Below are 18,529 nucleotides of genomic sequence, written 5' to 3' on the forward strand. Positions count from 1 at the left end.
GTTGAGTATAAACATACACCATGTGCCATTTGACTCAATTACAGGCCTTATGAGGTTGCGCTAGGATCCTTGGATCTATCGTCTTTCCTGGCCACCCAGACAGAAGGAGCAACGTGAATGTCAGAAAGAATGCGGAAAATTGTCGCAAAGGATCGTGTTGCAGTCATCACCGGTGCAGCAAAAGGCATTGGTGCTGCTCTTGCCCGGGAATTTGCGGCCCTGGGGATGCGCTTGGCACTTCTTGATCAGGACGGTGACGCGCTGGAGGCGCTGGCGTCCACGCTTCCCGTTGAAGTACTGACTGTCATGGGTGACGTGACCGATGACACAGTGCTTCTGCGCCTGCGTGATCAAACGCTGACCCGCTTTGGGGATGTCGGATTACTGGTTAATAATGTTGGTGTGCTGAGCAAAGCCGGTCCTTGGGATTCACCCGATGAATGGGACCGGACTCTCAACGTCAATTTTCGCGCCGTCCTCAGTGCACAACATTTATTCATGCCGCATATGATCGCCGCAAATCGTCCATCGGCCGTGGTGAATCTTGGCTCCAAGGAAGGGATCACTACACCGCCTGGTCACGCCTCCTATTCTGTCGCCAAGGCGGCAGTGAAGGTGCTCACCGAGCAGTTGGCCCATGAACTTCTGGTCTCCACAGGAGGAACAGTGTCGGCCCATCTTCTGGTGCCAGGTTATACATGGACCCCCATGAATTTCCACGGCAAGGACGGGCCTCATGACCGTAAACCGGAGGCAGCATGGACAACGGAACAGGTGGTAGATTATTTTCTGCAGCGGCTATTCAGTGAGGACTTCTACATCTTGTGTCCGGACAACGAAGTCACATCCGAAATGGATATGCGCCGCATCCAGTGGTCGGCCGACGACATGATTCACAACCGTCCCGCACTCTCACGCTGGAACCCGGCTTGGACGCAAAAATTTACGCAATGGATGAGGGAAGCGTGAGCTTTCGGATGATCAGTTCCAGGCATCGCGAACTCTGGTCGCCGTCTGCTTGGCTTTCCTGACGATCATCTCAACAATGAAGGCAGGATCTGGCAGTCGCATCATATATCGCTGAGTGACGAGACATTTCGGGGCAAGAAAAATGTATGACGTAAAACGCCGATATAGTGGTGGTTCTAAAGGAGGGACCAACTCATATTTTGGTCACCTGTCATGACTCTGCCAGCAGATGTCATTGGGAAATGTGATGTGAATACTGTCGCATCGTGTTCGACAATGTAATTCAAAGCCCATTTGCGTGATATGATGGCTGTCTGAGGGTCTGCATCAAAGACAGCACTCCACTCCGGAACACACACCTGAATAGGATGATGCATAACATCGCCCGTGAAGATGGCGTGCTCGACGCCTGACCTCAGCACAACAGATGCGTGATGTGGTGTATGCCCCGGTGTTGGATGAAAGGAAATTCCTTCGAGAACATCCGATCCGTCCACGTCAATCTGATCTGCAAGACCCGCCCCGACAATAGGATCAACGCTATCTGCGCGTGTCATGAAACTGGTTTTATTACGGACGCTATCATGGGCCGGATTGCTGAAAAAATCATATTCGGCTCTGGAAAAGACATATCGGGCATTCGGGAAGGTCGGTACCCAGATCCCATTTTGCAGGCGTGTATTCCAACCCACATGATCGACATGCAGATGGGTAAGAAGAACAAAATCGATGTCTTCTGGACAGACACCAGCGCGCATCAGATTTTCAAGCCACACGGTCTGCAAGTGATCGAAATACAGGGCAGCAGGACGGGCTTTGTTATTTCCAGCTCCCGTATCAATGAGAATTTTTCGACCGCGATCCTCAATAAGCCAGCTATGAACGCTCAAAAGGACTTTCGTTTCTGAACTATCCAGCGTTTCAGGCAGTCGGGGATAAATCTGAAGAGCCGTTGCTTCGTCCCAATCTGGAAGCAACTGTTCTGGAGAGAGTGCAGCCAGCATCAGATCCTGTATTTTTAGAATACGGGCATCCCCCACAGTATACCACTGAAGATCGTTCAGAAGCATAATGCTCCCTCTCGTTTTTATTTCTCAAAAAATACAGAACTGTCGCCATCAAGGGAAAATAGACTTCAATTGTTGCGGGAGAGCCCCTGTCGCATGATCTGAAAGGCAACCGAAAAGAGGATCCCATTCTTCAATGCGCAGATCGCAAATCAAACCTTCTGATGCAAAGGGATCAGCGGCAATCATCGCGTCGATCTCTTGCCGATTGGCGCCTTTCATAATCAGAAAGCCGGAGCGCAATGGGGTCCCTTTCAACGGACCGGACGCCAGCAGGCTGCCTTCCTGAATAAGGCGCCTGAGATACAACACGTGTGCTGCGACATGCTGTCCCCATCCCTCGCCGTCAGGGTGGTCCATGCGCACAAGATAAACAGGCATTTCGAAAGTCTCCACCAGAACTGGACTTGCCAATCACTAGAAGCCTTCAGCATATTCCTCTTTTTTCGCTGGATAAATTGTCGATACGAGACATCAGTCACAACTGAGGAGGATGAATGCTTGACCGGTTAACCAGCATGAAGATTTTTATCAAGGTCGTGGAATTGGGGTCCTTTGCTGCGGCCTCCCAGCATCTGACTTTGTCGCCGCAGATGGTCGCCAAGCATATAGAGGCTCTGGAGCATCACCTTGGTGCTCGCCTGTTGCATCGAACGACACGTCGGCAAAGTCTGACTGAAACAGGACGGCTCTATTGCGAGCAATGTCGGCTTGTTCTGCAGGCTGCTGAACGAGCTGACAGTCTGGCAGCCAATACGCTTGGCACACCGCGCGGCACATTATCTGTCAGCGTCCCAGTCACCTTCGGGCGAACGGTATTTCTATCATTTATTCACAGTTTTCAAAAAAGATACCCAGAAATTCAAGTGCATTTATCCCTGACAGACCAACTGGTTCACCCCACAATGGATGGTCATGAGGCTGTGATCCGAATTGGTGAACTGGAGACGGACCTTACAGCAGTCAGTCGTCCTTTGACGGCCTATCGTCGGGTCATCTGCGCGGCTCAAACCTATCTGGAAAAACACGGTTTTCCAGGGCAGCCCGAAGATCTGATGCGCCACGAGTGTCTCCTATATGAAAACTCCGGCGGCCCTGTAACCACGTGGCACCTTTCTCAGGGGAGCGTTACGCGACCTGTCACCGTGTCCGGGAAGATAATCAGTAATGATTCAAGTGTTCTGCATTCTGCAGCTCTTGGTGGCGATGGCATTCTGCTGGGATATGAGCAGGCTCTGCTTCCAGATATTAAAAGCAAACGGCTTGTCCGGCTTATGCCGAGGTGGGCAGTTCCGGACAGGCCCATGCACCTGCTCTATAACGCAGGTCCGGTCATGACACCAAAACTGCGGGTCTTTGTGACCGAACTTCAACAGGCTTTCCAGCCTTAAGCCTCTTTACGGCGTTCTCAGCAGATAACGAGAACTATTGGCGATTGTCCGCTTTCCAGATGGCCGAACAATTCTCTTACGACCGATATGAGGGCGGAAGCGGTTGGCCTGCTCAGCGAGAGTCAAGCAGAAAGGCGGGTTCGCCTACATCTCGGATATACAGCCTCCCATTCGATACACCCCAAAGCGGATATTCGGTGAATTGATGGCGTTTGCATTCACACGGCATCTGTGATTGTAACTCTCTGGCTGGCATGGTTCAGGCCCATGTTGCGGCAAAGCAGGTCGGGCTGCGACGGGTCGTTAGCTGCCGGCTCGATATGGCCGACTTTCCACCCGTGCTCGTTTATCCGACGGACCGAGCCACCTATGGCTGTCTCTGCCGTCGTCAGGTTGTGAGACGTCATTGGGATAATCGAGGATTTCGTCGACCGGCTTCATGATGTCACGATTGGCTGGTTTGACGTAATCAGGATTGCGAGACGCGGGATGCTTTTCAAGCCACGACATGATGCATTGGGCGGGAGTTATGCCGCCCAGAACACGCTGCGGGCGATGATTGCAAGCTAAACAGAAGCCTCTGAGCAGAATTTCCAGATCCTTATGGCTTGAGACACAGACCGGCAACACCTCTGCCGCGACACGGCAATTGAAGCGTTCGACCATTCCATTGGTCTGACGAGAGTAAGCTTTGGTCCGACGTCGGCCGATTCCCATGTCATGACAGGCTTTTTCGAAGGCATCCGCCGTAAAGCAGGAGCCACGATCGGTCAGAATATGGGTGATCCGGAAAGGAAAGGCGGTTTTGACAGCTTTGAAGAAATCGACGGAGTTATAGGCATTCTCCGCGTCATAGACGGCCAGATGGACCGAGCGTGAGCATCTATCAATGGCAACATAGAGAAAACGTTTCCGCCGTTCTCCATCTGCTGTCTGCAATTTAGGCAGATGTTTCACATCGATATGGACATCACCTGGATCGTAATCCCGGAACTTTCCCTGTCCACGCACAGTTCCGGCTTTTTGCGCAGGAGGTAACCTGTTAAGTCCAGCATCTTTCAGAATACCCCAAATAGTGTCCCGGTTGAGATGCGGCAGGAAATGCCGCACGACAAAGGTCAGATCATCCAGACCAAAAACGGTCGAACGCCTAAGCTGACAGACAATGGCGCGCTCTTCCTCCGAGGCTTTCCAAGCCAGTTTCCAGGGACAGCTGCCGCGGTCCTAGCAGGCGTCTGAACCACGCCTGCGCCACTTGCGGACAGTTTCATCACTGATCCCGTAGCGTCTGGCGAGTACTGATGTCGGTTCTGACGAACGCGCTATGTCAGCCCGGACGGCTGGTGTCGTGCGTGCCTGTGGATGGATCTGAAGCATCATTCGCTCTCTCTGCAGACGGAAGAAAACCATGGAGCGTAACACGGTATTGCCCACGCGACATCATCCCAATGACGTCTGACAACCTGACAGCTAAGGGTTCTTCGATCTCTCCAGGTAGATAGATCCAGTGACTCTTTTGCAGGATTGTACTCAAGGGTAGTATGAATATCTTCTGCGGGAAGAAAAGGAGATTTTACGAAATACCTTGGCTATAAAAAGCAAAGAGAAACATCTATTTTTTGTGTATTTTATAGAAATTTCCATGCCTTAAAGACTCTTCAATATATTCCAATGTCGTGCCAGCTGTTTCAGGAACATATTTCCAGATGAACAGGAATGCCACGACGTTAACACCCCCGAATAGCCAGAAGGTTCCTGTCGTACCTAATGCTTTAACCAGAGAAAGTGTAATTAGGGATACGACGGTATCGGAGAACCAGACTGTGGCACTTGCTAACCCCATTGCTTTGCTGCGTATAATGAGAGGGAACACTTCAGACGCAACAAGCCACACCGCAACGGACAGAGAGCCAAAATTAAAGAAAATATATCCCAACAAAGAAATTACCATCAGAGCCAGACGTGCACCGGAGAGTGGTGCGGAACTAACGAAAATGGCACCGAACACAAAGAGCGAGAGTGCAGCCAGCGGAAGCATGACTAGCATCATGCGGCGTCTTCCCACTCTATCAATAAGGACTATCCCCAGGGCGGTTGTGATAGTGGAGGCCACGCCAACAGAAACAGACGTCAGTAATGCTGCGGAATGTCCCAAGCCTGCCTGCGACAGAATGATAGGAGCATAATAGACAATCACGTTAGGGCCTGACAGTTGGGAAAAGGCGGCTATTCCTAAAGCGGCAATAAGTGCTGGCCTTACCCATTTCTGCTTCAGGATTTTCCAATCGCCTTCGTTGTGCTCTGCTGTTCTGACAACAAGTGCTTCATCAAGCTCATTGCGTACCACGTCCTTATGGCCACGGAGCCGATAAAGAACGGAGACGGCATGTTGCTCCTGCGCGTTATGCAACAACCAGCGCGGACTTTCGGGTAAGAAAAGCATGCCAAAGGCAAGGAGCAATGCCGGCAGGGCTCCAAGCATGAACATGGCCCGCCATGATTCAGCACTGCCTGCAAGTTCGTAACCGACAAAGAACGCCAGAAGCAGTCCTAAGGAGAATACAAGCTGGAACAGCGATACCAGCCCGCCCCGACGCGATGCAGGGGCCAATTCCGCCACATAGACTGGCACGATCTGCGTAGTAGCCCCAATAGCAATGCCTAGACCAAGCCGGGCGCAGATCAGCACGACCACATTGGGGGCCAGTCCACATCCGATTGATGCAGCGATGAAGACCACCGCTGCAGCCATAATGGCAGGACGCCTGCCCCAGCGGTCAGAAATCGGACTGCTGAACACTGCGCCGAAAATTGCACCGATGTTTAATGAAGCAGCAACCCATTCCTGCCCCATTGTGGAAAGAGAGAACGTCTGCGTCACAAAAATCAATGCGGACGCTATGATGCCGGTATCATAGCCAAAAAGAAGCCCACCAACCGCAGCGACAGCAGCAGCGATGGAGACATACCGACGCGCAGATTCTCGTTGATCCTCGTCATGGGCCTGAGCATGAAAGGCAGATATGGCACGCTTGTGCATTAAGGACGTGGATGTGTTGTGGGTGCCCGGCGCGGCGGTCATAACGGCGCCTCCATTTTCTTTGATCAGGTGCAGTGCCCGGACATCATTCCGCGTCAGATGTGTTGAATATGTCGCTCAACGTACGCTGCATAACGGTCGCATCAAGCGTCTTGCCCAGCCAGAGTTCCACCCCGATCACGCCCTGATTGACGAGCATTCCAAGTCCATCAAGCGGCGTGCAGCCCCGTTTTTTTGCTTCACGTAGGAAGCGCGTCATCGGCGGGTTGGGGATAACATCCGCGACTACCTGGCCTTTTTTAAAAGTCTCGACATCTACTGCCGCCATGGTGTCTGCGTTACCAAAGCCAACCGAGGTCGCATTGATCACGATGTCCGTATCAGCCGGTATGCGCGCTTCGCCTTCCCATAGGTGTGCAGTCGCATTGCATTTGGTGTTATCACGCACGAGATCAGCAATGATGTCCGCGTGCGCCTTTTTCATATTGACCACGGTTATATGGGCTGCGCCTGCCAGACCAAGCTCAACGGCAATTGCCCGCGCGGCTCCTCCGGCACCAAGAAGAAAAACCTTCTTGTCTGCAGGATCGATGACGGTCCTGAGCGAGGCAAGAAAGCCCTTACCATCGGTGTTGTCGCCTATCAGTTTGCCATTACGAATGCTGACGCAGTTGACGGCACCGATAATCCGGGCAGCTTCGGCCATGTCATCAAGATACTCGATAACAGCAACTTTGTGCGGCAAGGAGCAATTAAAGCCAGCCCATTCCATGGCCAGAGCGCCGCGTACTGCCTCGCCGAGGTGCGCAGGTTTCACGTCACAGTTGATATAACGCGCGTCCAGTCCTGCGTGCTGAAACCCGGCTTCGATCATCGCGACGGTAGGGTTGTCTGCGCATGGCGTCGAGAAAGAACCGGTGAGAATGCTACGGAAAGTGCGGTGCATCGTGTTGCATTCCTTTTTAGTGGCTATAGAGCTTGTATGCATAGCTATGCAATGAAGACCATTTTTGCCTGGGAGCGCAACCCCTAATCCCTTATTTGCCTGTGCGCGTGCTGCCGCGTTCGATCAACTGCGCGTTAATGGTGCGCGTTTGGGAATACGGATGATCGACCGTCTGAAGCGCCTCATTCAGCATATCCATAGCGACCATCACCATCTGATCCGTCCGTTGGTCAAAAGAGGTCAGATCATAGCCATGCCATGCTGCCTGGGGGATGTTGTCGTACCCCAAAACGATCACATCATCAGGGCAACGCAGATCTGCGCACTCACGGAGGGCATCCAGCACACCGCAGGCCATCATATCGTTACTGGAAAAAATACCATCGGGACGTAAGCCTCGCTGCAAGAGGCGGCGAATAGCATTATAGCCGCTCTGATAGGTATCATCGCCGCGAAGCCGGACCAGTTTTCCAAAACAGTCAGATTTATCTCTCAGGGTATCGCAAAATCCTTCTCCTCGTGCGCGGGAGGCAGCATTTTTTGCGGGGCCTGCCAGCCATACAGGATGTGTTGCGCCATGTTTGATAAAAATTTGTGCAGCGATCTGACCTGCCCCGTAGTTGTTGGATACGACTGTGGATATACACGGCCCCACAAAAGATGAGTTAAAACAGATCACGGGAGTATGAAGTTCGGAGAGTGCCTGAACGACAGATTGCGAACCCACGGCCAATGAGGTTACCACTGCATCAATTCTGTAGCTGGCTAATTGATCAAGCGCTGTATCCAAAGTCAGCGCGTCGTCAACCTGAACCAGCAGCACCTGCAGTCCTGCCTGGCGCAGGGCAGTCGCCAGCCGTTCAAGTGCGGAAGCATAAAACGGATTATCTAGCCCGCCGATAACAACACCAATCATATGAGATCGTCCGGAAAGCATGATACTTGGTATCCGGTTAGGGCGATATCCGAGCGTGGCAGCAGCAGCCAGCACTTTTTCTCTCGTCTTGCTGGAAATACTAGCATTTGAAGAAAAAGCACGGGAGACAGCCGACTGGGACACACCGGCCAACTTTGCAACATCTATCGACGTAACGGAGCGAATGATTCTAGTCTTCCTTGGTTCATGTGAAGTTGCCATAACGACTGATCGAAGGCGGTCACAGTTATCTACTATGGGTAAGTAACAGCTGCCAAGCTGTACTTTACGTGTTTCAGTTTAGGTTCGCGAGAAACGATTTTCTTGTCTTGTTATAACATAATTTGGAGTGATCGAAGAGCCGTTAATTGATTTGCCTTGTTGGTGATTTTGAACTTTTGGCGATTTGATTGACGGTTTCTGGAACTGATTTTCGCTCTGCGTTTTGAGCAGATCCGGGAAGATCACCCGCTGGATAGCTATGCGCTCGCGCTGATCCGTTCCAAGAAGAGGAAGCTGCGCATATTATAGACGATATTGGCCAGCCCGATCCTCATGGTGGCTCGCGCGATACCGACAGTTCGGACGAACAGCCCGGTCTGTGATTTCTGGTCAGCAAAGACATGCTCGACGCGGGATCGGATCACGGACTTTCCAGCATTCGATTTCTGGATATGTCATGGCATAGGCTTGAGATGCGGCTTCTTCCTGTGAACCTTTGAGACAAAGCCGTGCTTTTCCATGAAGCCTTCATTGGCTTTTGAGCGATACGCCGTGTCAGCCCAGACGTTTGAGGCCGTATTGATTTTATCCAACAGCCCCTCTCTCAATCGCGCGCCATCACTGGCGGCGGCGTGCGTCGTTTTCCATTTGCGGATGAACCGGAACTTCCGGTCGATGGAGATGTGCGACTTGTAGCCAAAGAACGGAATGGCGAGGTCCGTTGCAGGGATCGTTCCGTCATCCTGCCGTTTTGCTTGCGTGAATTTCAACGTCCAGCGCGCTTGACGGTCCTTATGCGCCAGCTTTGCCGGCTTGTCCTGCCAGTCCTGTGGAATCCGTCCCTCCCGAAGATCGGTTTTCTCAGCGTTCGTATTGCGCTGCTTTGGAGCAGCCACCAGTGTTGCGTCCAGGATCTGGCCTGACATCGCCAGATAACCGGCGTTCCTCAAAGCGGCGTCAAAGCGATTGAACAGACTTTCAATCGCACCCGCCTGTGTTAGACGCTCGCGAAACAGCCAGACCGTTTTGGCATCCGGCACCCGATCCGACAGGCCCAGTCCCAGGAAGCGCATGAAGGACAGACGGTCGTTGACCAGATACTCCGTCCGCTCATCAGATAAATGGTTCAGCGTCTGGATCACCAGGATCTTGAAGATCAGCACCGGATCAAAACGCGGTCGTCCGCCTTTGCTTTCCTCGGAATACGCCAGAGCCTTGTCCAGATCAGGGCGGAACACCTCAAAATCCACAGTCCGGGAAAACGCTTCGAGTTGATCGCCAAGCCCACTCAGTCGAGCAAGCCGCTCTTCAACATCAAAGAAACCGGGCTGCTTCGTTATCTACCCTTCCAATCAACGCAGAGGAAATGGAACCACAAAGAACGCCTCAAAACCAGCGGGTTTTTCGAACCATCCACCTCCGCCCGGCGCTTTGTAGCGGTGTCCAATTTGGACAGTGCCGGCGCGGAAACGGAGCTAAAAGTGGCAGTGTCCATATCGATGAGGTATCCTTGAAAGGACAGCATCGCGCATTTAAAGCTGGTGAACGTTGCGCATCATAGCAATTCCTATGTGAGAGGACGCAACGTGACTGGCGGACAGCTGAAGGATAGTTTTTTATTATTCCCAAAAGGAATATATGAAAAATAATTTATACTAAAATCTTATATATTTGGTATTCGAAACAGCGAATGATATCCCATGCCGCACGAAGCCTGCAACGATACTTCATAAATAAAACAGCAGCGTGTGAGACGGTATGCAAATTGACGTTTCCAATAAACGACAGAAGGTCCGCGAACTTCTTAGAAACGTCCAGAGAACGCAGTTTCTCATAAAAATCAAAATAGAAGAATACACAGACCATATTATAAATTCGCACTATAACACAAGTATCGTGAAGAATAAGATGTCAGAAATGATTTCTTCGTACATTGTGCTCCTTCAAATTCAGGACATTATTCTTACTGGCCTTTCAAAAACTCCTCCTGACGGGAAAGTGTTCTTATCCCCCGAGTTGGTCGGTGTTTTGCAGAACTATGGTCTGGTGGTGGGATAAGGAGAGTTCATTGGTAATGAACGCTTTTCAGTTGATCGCAGTTTCGCTCTCTTCTGTGATTTTTCTAACAGAATGCTCTGCGCGCCCGCATGCATCTGCAGATGAAACGGTAGCGTGTCATGAGTATCATGCAATGATGACAGCACCATTGCCGCCTGATGTTATGCGCAGGATGGAGGCGGACTGCATGAGGCTAAAAGAACAATGGAAAGCGGTACCTCCCTGAAGTCTCGACCAAAGGTATGCTCAGGTTTGGCCGGCGCTTCCGCCGCCCCCTCCGTCCATAAAGCATTCTATGTGGCAAGAAGAAGAAGAAGAAGGAGGCGCTCCCTTACTCAATTTGGACAACCGTATTACCGGCAGCCACGAGGTCCCATAAGAAGTTTCCCCCGACACCAGGCAAAGCTATCCTCTTCGGAGTTTAACGGGAGGTTATTTTGAGCAAAGCGGATCTGAGTAAATGGGTTGCCGAGAGCATTCAGATATCCGTGCGGCATGCCGATAACCCGTCATATTTCAGCGATATGGTGCACGAAAGGCCATGTCCCGACTGGTCAGTACAGGGAAAACCTAAACAGGACTGCTTAAGCTCAAGCTCTTGGGGCGTGCATCTGATTGGTCAATTGAAGCAGGGATTCTGAAATTTCCCGATCTTTTTACCGCAGGAGAAAGAGCAATGGCGCTGTTTCGCCTCGATAATACCGAGGACCCTCTCCTGTGATAACATAGACCTTTAAGGAAAAGGACTTAACTTAAGCGCTTTATTCTCGTTGCCATAGCAGCTCTTGCCCTCACAGGACGCGCTTATGTCCTAGCCCCCTCCACCTCCCGGCCGCCCACTGCCCGCCAGCACATCCCGCGTCCGGACAAAGGTGCCCTACTGGAACACCAGCACTGGATCAAACGGAGGACGACCGCCTTTGCTTCCGTCTGAATAGGCCAGTGCCTTGTTCAGCTCCGGACGGAACACCTCAAAAATCCACAACCCGGGAAAATGCTTCAAGTTGGTTACCGACCCCACTCCACCGGCAAGGCTCTTTTCAACATCAAAAAACCGGACTGCTTCTTTATACATCCCTCATCGTAAGATAAATGATGAAATCACAAACAGAGCCAGATAAACGGGGGGCTACCCCCTCCACCTCACAAAACTACCATCGTATATGGCTCTTGAGGACAAGCTTGTTTCAGGCACTACAGAAACCTATCCCACGCCAAAGCACGCAGCACTCTTGAAGACAGTCCACTTGCAAATAATATCGCTTTTTTTGAGAAGATTATCATTTCAAGGCATACATCAACATAACGGACTGCTCGAAGCCGCATATGGCTGATCAGTGACCAGATTACTTGTCTGTTTGCGCAATGGGACTATCATTGCTTCCGGCTTCAGAAGGTCCGCAAGCAGTTCGGCTGACATCGGCACACGCTCCTTCAGCACATCGGCCACCAGCCGGTTTTCGGCCAACGCCTGTTTGGCGATGGACGCACACAACTCATACCCAAGCACCGGCACAAAGGCGGTAATAATGCCGATGCTGTTCTGCACCTGCTCCAGACACCGCTCTTTGTTCGCACGAATACCACGCACGCATTTTTCGGCCAGAACTCGGAAGGAGTTGTTCATCGTCTGAATGGAATCCAAAATACAGTAACCCATGGCGGGTTCAAACGCATTCAGCTGGAGCTGACCGCCTTCCGCACAGAATGAGACGGTTGCATCATGCCCGATCACTATAAAGGCCACCTGATTGACCATTTCCGGAATAACCGGATTGATCTTACCCGGCATGATGGACGAGCCAGCCTGTGCAGCAGGCAGAACAATTTCCCCCAGCCCGGCACGCGGCCCGCTGGACAGCAGGCGCAGGTCGTTCGCAATTTTGGAGCTCTTGATAGCCAGTCGCTTCAAGACACTTGAGCAGGTCACAAACGCCCCGACATCCGACGTCGCTTCAATCAGGTTCTCAGCCTGCTTTAGTGGGAAACCACACAGCTCAGACAAATGGGCCGTTACCAGTGCTCCATAACGTGGGTCACAGTTAATCCCGGTGCCGATCGCAGTCCCACCCAGATTGATTTCAGAAAGCTGCGGTACCATACTTTCAACAGCGGCAATTTCCTTCCGCAGGGTGCCGGCATAAGCTTTAAACTCCTGCCCCAGCGTCATCGGAACAGCATCCTGCAACTGTGTGCGGCCTATTTTCAGGATATCCTTAAATTCTTCAGCTTTTTCCTCAAACGCATTCACCAGATTTTTTAGAGACGACAGGAAAGAGCGCAAAGCAAAACAGACGGAAATTTTAACAGCTGTCGGATACACGTCATTGGTGGACTGAGACATGTTCACATCGTCATTCGGATGCAGACTGTCATACTGCCCGGTCTGAAGGCCTGATGCCAGAAGCCCGACATTCGCCACCACTTCATTGGCGTTCATATTGGTTGAGGTTCCAGCACCACCTTGCAGAACATCGACCTTAAAATCTGTTAAATATACCGAGAGGTTCTGACTAATTTCCTGACAGGCCTTTTCAATCATCACAGCCTTTTCGGGCGATAGATAGCCCAGCTGGTGATTGGCCAAAGCCGCTGCCTGCTTGACCAGAACAAGGGCTTTGATGAGATCGGGAAATTTTCCTATCGGCGTTCCTGTTACCGGAAAATTGTCGACCGCACGCGCAGTATGCACACCCCACCTTGCATGATGGGGCAGGACATAGGCACCCAGACTATCCCGTTCAGTCCGCTGTATCTTGTCACTCTTCGGATCGACACTATTTTTGTAAGACATCAGGACCACTTTCCCGTCTGCGTTTTTTTCCAAAAAAAAATGCCGCAGACCTGTCACCATATTCTGGTTAACCGATCTGCGGCAGCGCGCTCATACCCTTAAATTTACAGTGTGTGCATGACGCACACTTATCCGGCATTAAAAATCCAGAGAGGTTTTGACGTAATACATACCACCGCTAAACCCATAAGGAGAGTAGGACGCATATTTAGCCAAACCCTGCTGCGTGTTGGCAATGGAGTGCGGCACACGTGTCGGGTGCTTGTTCCCAACGTTGTTGGCGCCCACACCCACAGTCCAGCGCGGAAGAATTTTATAATCAACTTCCAGATTGGTGATGAACCCCGGATTCTGCTGGAACGGCACAGCCCCTGCCCCGGTGGGAGCAGCCATATAGACAATGGACCCATAACGCAGTTCCTGCACGGAAGCAGACCACTTCCCACGTGTCCAGTTCATGCTGATCTGTTCACGGTTTTTCGGGGCGGAATGCAGAACCATCATCTTGGTGTATTCATTCACCAGATCAGACTTTGCAGACCGGATTTCGTTATCCGAGAAGTTAATCCCCATCGCAAACCGGAACTGACCAAGCTTTGCCGTATGCAGGGTGTAATCAGCGCTAAAGTCACCGCCAAATGTCTGCGTGTTATACAGGTTGGCATAATAGGAAAGTGATGTTGCACTTTCAAGATTTGCGCTTTTCAGAAGAGCCAGAAGCTCAGAATCATTCTGGTTGACCGAATAGGTCTTGGTGCTGCCCATTCTACCGTTAATGGCAATATAATACAGGTTCCCCGTTACGTGGAAATCATCAACCGGGGTCGCATCAAAACCAATGGAATAGCTGCGGGAATATTCACCTTTCATATTCCCTGCGCCAAGATATTTGGCAATGGCGCTGCTGGCCGGAATCTGGTCAACCGTATAACCGGGATACGGTGCTGAATAGAAATAAGACAGCGCACCCAGTGTTGGGGGACGATAGCCGGTATTAATATTGGCGCGAATCGCCCAGCGTTTGTTGAAGTTGTAGCGGGTTCCAACAGAGCCGGTTTCAACTGTAGCAATATTATTATAGCTTCCTACACGGCCACCCAGCGTCCATTCCCATTTCTTGGTGACATAGAAATCAAGATTGACGTTACCTTCATAAACATCACGGTTCTGGTAAGTCGCCGCCATTGGAACGTTACCCGGGTGGTCAGTTGCGCCCATACCGCTCCAGGAAGACGCTTCACCTTCAACCATCTGGAAGGTGTCGTGACGATATTCACCACCAAACCGCAGATTGATCGGCCGCGGCGCCCAGTCCGGACGGAATGAACGGGACCCACGCAGACCCGCCGTCAGCTGTGTGGCAATAGAGGCGCCATCATAGAAGGATGTTTGCGTACTGCCGGGAATAGAGACGTTTTCGGAATTCGTGGTGCTGTAATTCTGCTTATCACGCGCGTAGGTCACATAAGCATCCCACGCAAAACCGAACTTGCGCGCCTTGATGCCGTTATCCGTCTCAAAATCAAGCTGATCCATAGCAATATAGGGCTGGTTACCATCAGGATACAGATCGGGATTGATCCACTCATCCGAGCTGGTGTTAGCGCGGTAAGTTTCCGGCACGTTTGCGCGACGATGAGAAAAGGTGGACGTGCTATAGAAATTAAAGCCGCGCGCCATCGGCACAGACATATTTTCGCTAATGGTTTCCAGCGTAGATTTGGGAATACCTAAGCCGCGCTGAACATTACGATTGGCTGTTTCATTTCTGGAATCATCAAACAGTTTCCCATAAAAATCGCCACCGCGCGTAGTGGGGAGCTGATGGGAAACCTGTGCAGCAAGGTCAAGATAACCGCCATTACGACCCAGAGCCATGCCGTAATTAGCAGAGCCATCCAGAGCCTGACCATCCCCTTCATAATAGCCACTATTTTTAAAATTGATGCTACCACCATGCGTATCGTGCTTGAGCACAATATTCACGGCACCCGCAATGGCATCCTGCCCATACAGAGCAGACGCACCTTCTGTCACAACTTCAATATGATCAATGGCGGAAACCGGTATCAGAGAGATGTCAGCCGGTTCACTCCCCCAGTTGGTGCCAGAGTTTGAGTTAAAATTCGCACCAATATGACGGCGATGACCGTTAACCAGAATGAGCGTGTCATCCGGGGACTGACCACGTAGCTGCATGGTCTGCACAAAGGAGCTTGCACCACCACCGGGAAGAGCTGCCGTTGTAATAGCCGGATTTGCCTGTGCCAGAGCAGACAAAACGTTTGTCTGTCCAGTTTTCAAAAGTTCTGCGCCTGTCACGACAGTTACCTGCGTGGTACTGTGCTTAGGCGTTGTGGGAGAAAAGACGGAACTGCCAGAATGACCGCCCACTTCGATGGATTCTTCACCACCCTGCAATGGGGTCGGTTTTGAATGCTTACGTGCAGGGGCAGCTTTTACAGAAGCCGCTTTGGTCGCTTTTGTCTTTTTTACAAAAACTTTCTGAGGCTTTTCTGCTGGAGATGCGGCACTTGCTGCAAAACCACTTCCTGCCGGAACAAGAGCACCGAACGCCACACTCGCGACGAGTGACAATTCAAATTTCGATATTCTGGCCATCGCATCACCCTGACATCCGGTCGGATTAAGAAACTTATCTGGTTTTCTTATGATACGTTTCCGTTATGTTTTGGCGTCATATTGAATATTGATATATTGCTTCCAGAAGTAATTTTCTGGCGGGTTTATAAACATAAACCCCTTTCCTCGATACAAAAAAATCCCCCGCACAACCACAAACGGCCCTGCGGGGGATTCACATCCAGAAAAACTCAATGAAAATTATCTTGAAAAATTATTCCATAACAATCGGCTTACGCACGGTCATCAAGGAAATCAGGCCAGCAACAATCAGAGCAACCGCGCACAGATACCAGGCCATGTTAAAGTTCCCGGTCCAGGCAACGATGTAACCCGTCAGAATCGGAGCCGTCAGACCAAGGGCATTACTGAATGTTAGTGTGACACCGGTTACTGATCCGATTTTCTGGCCGTCCTGCAACATATCGGCCAGCATGGCGGTGTTCGCCCCGTTCGCCGCAATCAGGCAACAAAGAGAGAGAGACAACACAGCCAGAATTGGCATCTCTTCATGAAAGAACGGAAGAAAGCCAATCATCGCGCTCCCGATAATACAAAACGCGACAATAAACCGCCGATGGCTGGGGTCGGTATTCCTGCGGAAAACAAAATGCTCCGCGACCCGCCCCAGAAACACCGCGCCGACAGCCCCCAACACATAGCACCCCGCTGTGCCACTTCCGGAGCCCAGAACATTCAGATGCAGTTCATGAATCAGATAGAAGGGTACCCAGGACATTAGCAGAAAGTTCAGAAAATTCTGTGTGCACTGCACAACAAGAATGCCGCAAAATGTGGAAGAGCGGAACAGAGACAGCACTTCTGAAACGCGAATAGGGCGAACACGCGCCTGCGTGTCTGATTTTTCCGGATTTCTGTAAAGCAGCCACCATGCAAGCGCCCAGAGCAACCCAACAACACCGAGCGCCATAAATTCAAAACGCCAGCCCACTTTTGCAATCAGGTAAGCTCCGGCAATTGTGCCGCCGGCAAGCCCAATCTGCATGCCAGTCAGCAGGACCGTCATGACGGTGCCACGTTCCTGCGGTTTGGCCCAGTTGCGAACAATGGTTGCGCCTACACCAAATGTTGGCGCTTCTCCTACGCCAAGCAGCATACGCGTCAGAATAAACTGCGTCACATTACGGGTCAGGCCGCCCAGAATCATTGCGCAGGACCAGACGGAAACCGCCAGACTCCCCACAATGCGCGCACCAACACTATCCAGCAGAATGGTCGAGGGCAGATTCAGCACAAAATAAGACCAGAGAAAACTGGAGGAGACCCATCCCATCTGAACAGATGAAAGCGAAAATTCCTGGCCAAGATCAGGCAGAGAAATGGAAAGTGCCGCACGATCCCCATAACTGATGACATACATCAGAAAAATCATGCCAAAAAACACGTATCGTGATGAGTCTGCGTTCTTGTTCATCGCTTGATCACCCTTCAAACCTTCTGCCTTGAAAGGCACCCTGGCCTTACACAGCCCACCCGTCTTTTTTACGATAACGGAACATTACGATTACACCATACCTTCGGTGCTTTTTTACGGATTTTTTAAGATGCTCCGGAGGAAGATTCTGATTCTAAAATAGCTTTTTGCTTTGCTGGCCTTTCATGTCGCAGCATCCACAGACCAGAGCCGATAATCAATAACCCACCGACAAACATGGCCACACCGGGAACTTCTCCAAAACCCAGCCAGCCGATCAGCGCTGCCCATACCAGACCGCAATAGGCAAACGGTCCAATGGCGGAAACCTGCGCGGAGGCAAATGCTTCCGTCTGCAAAACCTGTGCGATACCGGCAAATGCGCCAACGGCAACAAGGCAGAGCAGGTCAGCCCGCGTTGGCATATGCCAGACAAACGGCAAGGCCGCTGCTGTCGCCGCTGTCATCAAAATAGCCTGCCACATAGCAATAGTTGTGCTTTTTTCCGTCGCGGAAAGCTGGCGGATCTGCATGGTTGTCAGAGCCCCCACAGCGCCTTGCGCCAGAGCAACCGCATACGCCCATGTCGGCACTGCGCCATGACTGCCGCCCAGAAGCCCCTTGCCGGTTGCCACAACAACAACCCCCGCAAACCCAACAGCCACCGCAACCCAACGCTGCACAGACGGGCGCTCATGCATGAGTGGAATCGACAGAAGAATAAGGAAAAGAGGCTGCGTGTAAGATAAAACCTGCTGCTCTGCCAACGGAAGATGTGTCACAGCAACAACCGTCATGATCATGCTGATCAACCCGACAACGGAACGGATGACATGACCGCCAAAATGGTTAGTCTTCAGAACAAGGCCACCGCGCAGCGCTATCACCACGACAAATGGCAGAGAAAACAGGTTTCTGAAAAAAACGATTTCAACAACGGAGAGTGTTGAACCGGTAATTTTCTGCAAGGCGTTGAGAAGAGCCGTAAAAAGTGTCGCCAGAGCCAGCAGATACGCACCACGCGCAAGATTATGTTGCATGGTCACTC

12 protein-coding genes and 2 pseudogenes are annotated in these 18,529 nt (G+C 51.4%); 2 read left to right on the forward strand and 12 right to left on the reverse strand.

Going from position 1 to position 18,529, the window contains the following annotated elements; genetic code table 11:
* The first annotated feature begins 117 nt into the window (after nucleotides 1-117).
* On the forward strand, nucleotides 118-969 hold the full coding sequence (locus KP699_RS10835; RefSeq protein ID WP_215762623.1) for an SDR family oxidoreductase: 852 nt from the start codon (nucleotides 118-120) through the stop codon (nucleotides 967-969).
* A 176-nt stretch (nucleotides 970-1,145) separates the two neighbouring features.
* On the opposite strand, the gene KP699_RS10840 is transcribed toward KP699_RS10835, so the two are convergent.
* Nucleotides 1,146-2,033, reverse strand: coding sequence for an MBL fold metallo-hydrolase (locus KP699_RS10840; RefSeq protein WP_215762647.1), 888 nt, complete (start codon nucleotides 2,031-2,033; stop codon nucleotides 1,146-1,148).
* 54 nt (nucleotides 2,034-2,087) lie between these two features.
* Nucleotides 2,088-2,417 (reverse strand): YciI family protein, encoded by a 330-nt coding sequence (locus KP699_RS10845; protein WP_215762624.1) that lies wholly within the window; start codon nucleotides 2,415-2,417, stop codon nucleotides 2,088-2,090.
* Nucleotides 2,418-2,533: 116 nt separating this feature from the next.
* Between KP699_RS10845 and KP699_RS10850 the strand changes: the two genes are divergently transcribed.
* The gene (locus KP699_RS10850; protein WP_215762625.1) at nucleotides 2,534-3,427 is read left to right on the forward strand and encodes a LysR family transcriptional regulator; all 894 of its coding nucleotides are present in this window, start codon (nucleotides 2,534-2,536) and stop codon (nucleotides 3,425-3,427) included.
* A 303-nt stretch (nucleotides 3,428-3,730) separates the two neighbouring features.
* On the opposite strand, the gene KP699_RS10855 is transcribed toward KP699_RS10850, so the two are convergent.
* The 10 genes and pseudogenes from KP699_RS10855 to KP699_RS10900 form a co-directional block, all read right to left on the reverse strand.
* Nucleotides 3,731-4,627, reverse strand: a complete 897-nt coding sequence (locus KP699_RS10855; protein ID WP_252346981.1) for a DDE-type integrase/transposase/recombinase — start codon at nucleotides 4,625-4,627, stop codon at nucleotides 3,731-3,733.
* A gap of 412 nt (nucleotides 4,628-5,039) precedes the next feature.
* Nucleotides 5,040-6,509, reverse strand: coding sequence for a sugar porter family MFS transporter (locus KP699_RS10860; RefSeq protein WP_212363285.1), 1,470 nt, complete (start codon nucleotides 6,507-6,509; stop codon nucleotides 5,040-5,042).
* Between the two features lie 43 nt (nucleotides 6,510-6,552).
* A complete protein-coding gene (aroE, locus tag KP699_RS10865; protein WP_215762626.1) occupies nucleotides 6,553-7,413 on the reverse strand; it encodes a shikimate dehydrogenase in 861 nt (286 codons plus the stop codon).
* A 91-nt stretch (nucleotides 7,414-7,504) separates the two neighbouring features.
* Nucleotides 7,505-8,551: a LacI family DNA-binding transcriptional regulator gene (locus KP699_RS10870; RefSeq protein WP_212363289.1), complete on the reverse strand. Its 1,047-nt coding sequence runs from the start codon at nucleotides 8,549-8,551 to the stop codon at nucleotides 7,505-7,507.
* Nucleotides 8,552-8,808: 257 nt separating this feature from the next.
* Nucleotides 8,809-9,891 (reverse strand): annotated as a pseudogene (locus KP699_RS10875) (IS5 family transposase).
* A 1,598-nt stretch (nucleotides 9,892-11,489) separates the two neighbouring features.
* Nucleotides 11,490-11,684: pseudogene (locus tag KP699_RS16635) on the reverse strand (IS5/IS1182 family transposase); the annotation flags it as partial.
* Between the two features lie 222 nt (nucleotides 11,685-11,906).
* Nucleotides 11,907-13,403 (reverse strand): aspartate ammonia-lyase, encoded by a 1,497-nt coding sequence (locus tag KP699_RS10885; RefSeq protein ID WP_215762627.1) that lies wholly within the window; start codon nucleotides 13,401-13,403, stop codon nucleotides 11,907-11,909.
* 138 nt (nucleotides 13,404-13,541) lie between these two features.
* Complete coding sequence (locus tag KP699_RS10890; protein ID WP_215762628.1) at nucleotides 13,542-16,025, reverse strand: TonB-dependent siderophore receptor; 2,484 nt, start codon at nucleotides 16,023-16,025, stop codon at nucleotides 13,542-13,544.
* 235 nt (nucleotides 16,026-16,260) lie between these two features.
* Nucleotides 16,261-17,481, reverse strand: a complete 1,221-nt coding sequence (locus KP699_RS10895) for an MFS transporter (RefSeq protein ID WP_215762629.1) — start codon at nucleotides 17,479-17,481, stop codon at nucleotides 16,261-16,263.
* A 125-nt stretch (nucleotides 17,482-17,606) separates the two neighbouring features.
* Nucleotides 17,607-18,521 carry a DMT family transporter gene (locus KP699_RS10900; RefSeq protein WP_215762630.1) on the reverse strand — a complete coding sequence of 305 codons (915 nt, stop codon included), beginning with the start codon at nucleotides 18,519-18,521 and terminating at the stop codon, nucleotides 17,607-17,609.
* Nucleotides 18,522-18,529: the final 8 nt, after the last annotated feature.

The organism is Acetobacter sp. P1H12_c (assembly GCF_018811975.1).
GTDB classification, from domain to species: Bacteria; Pseudomonadota; Alphaproteobacteria; order Acetobacterales; family Acetobacteraceae; genus Acetobacter; species Acetobacter persici.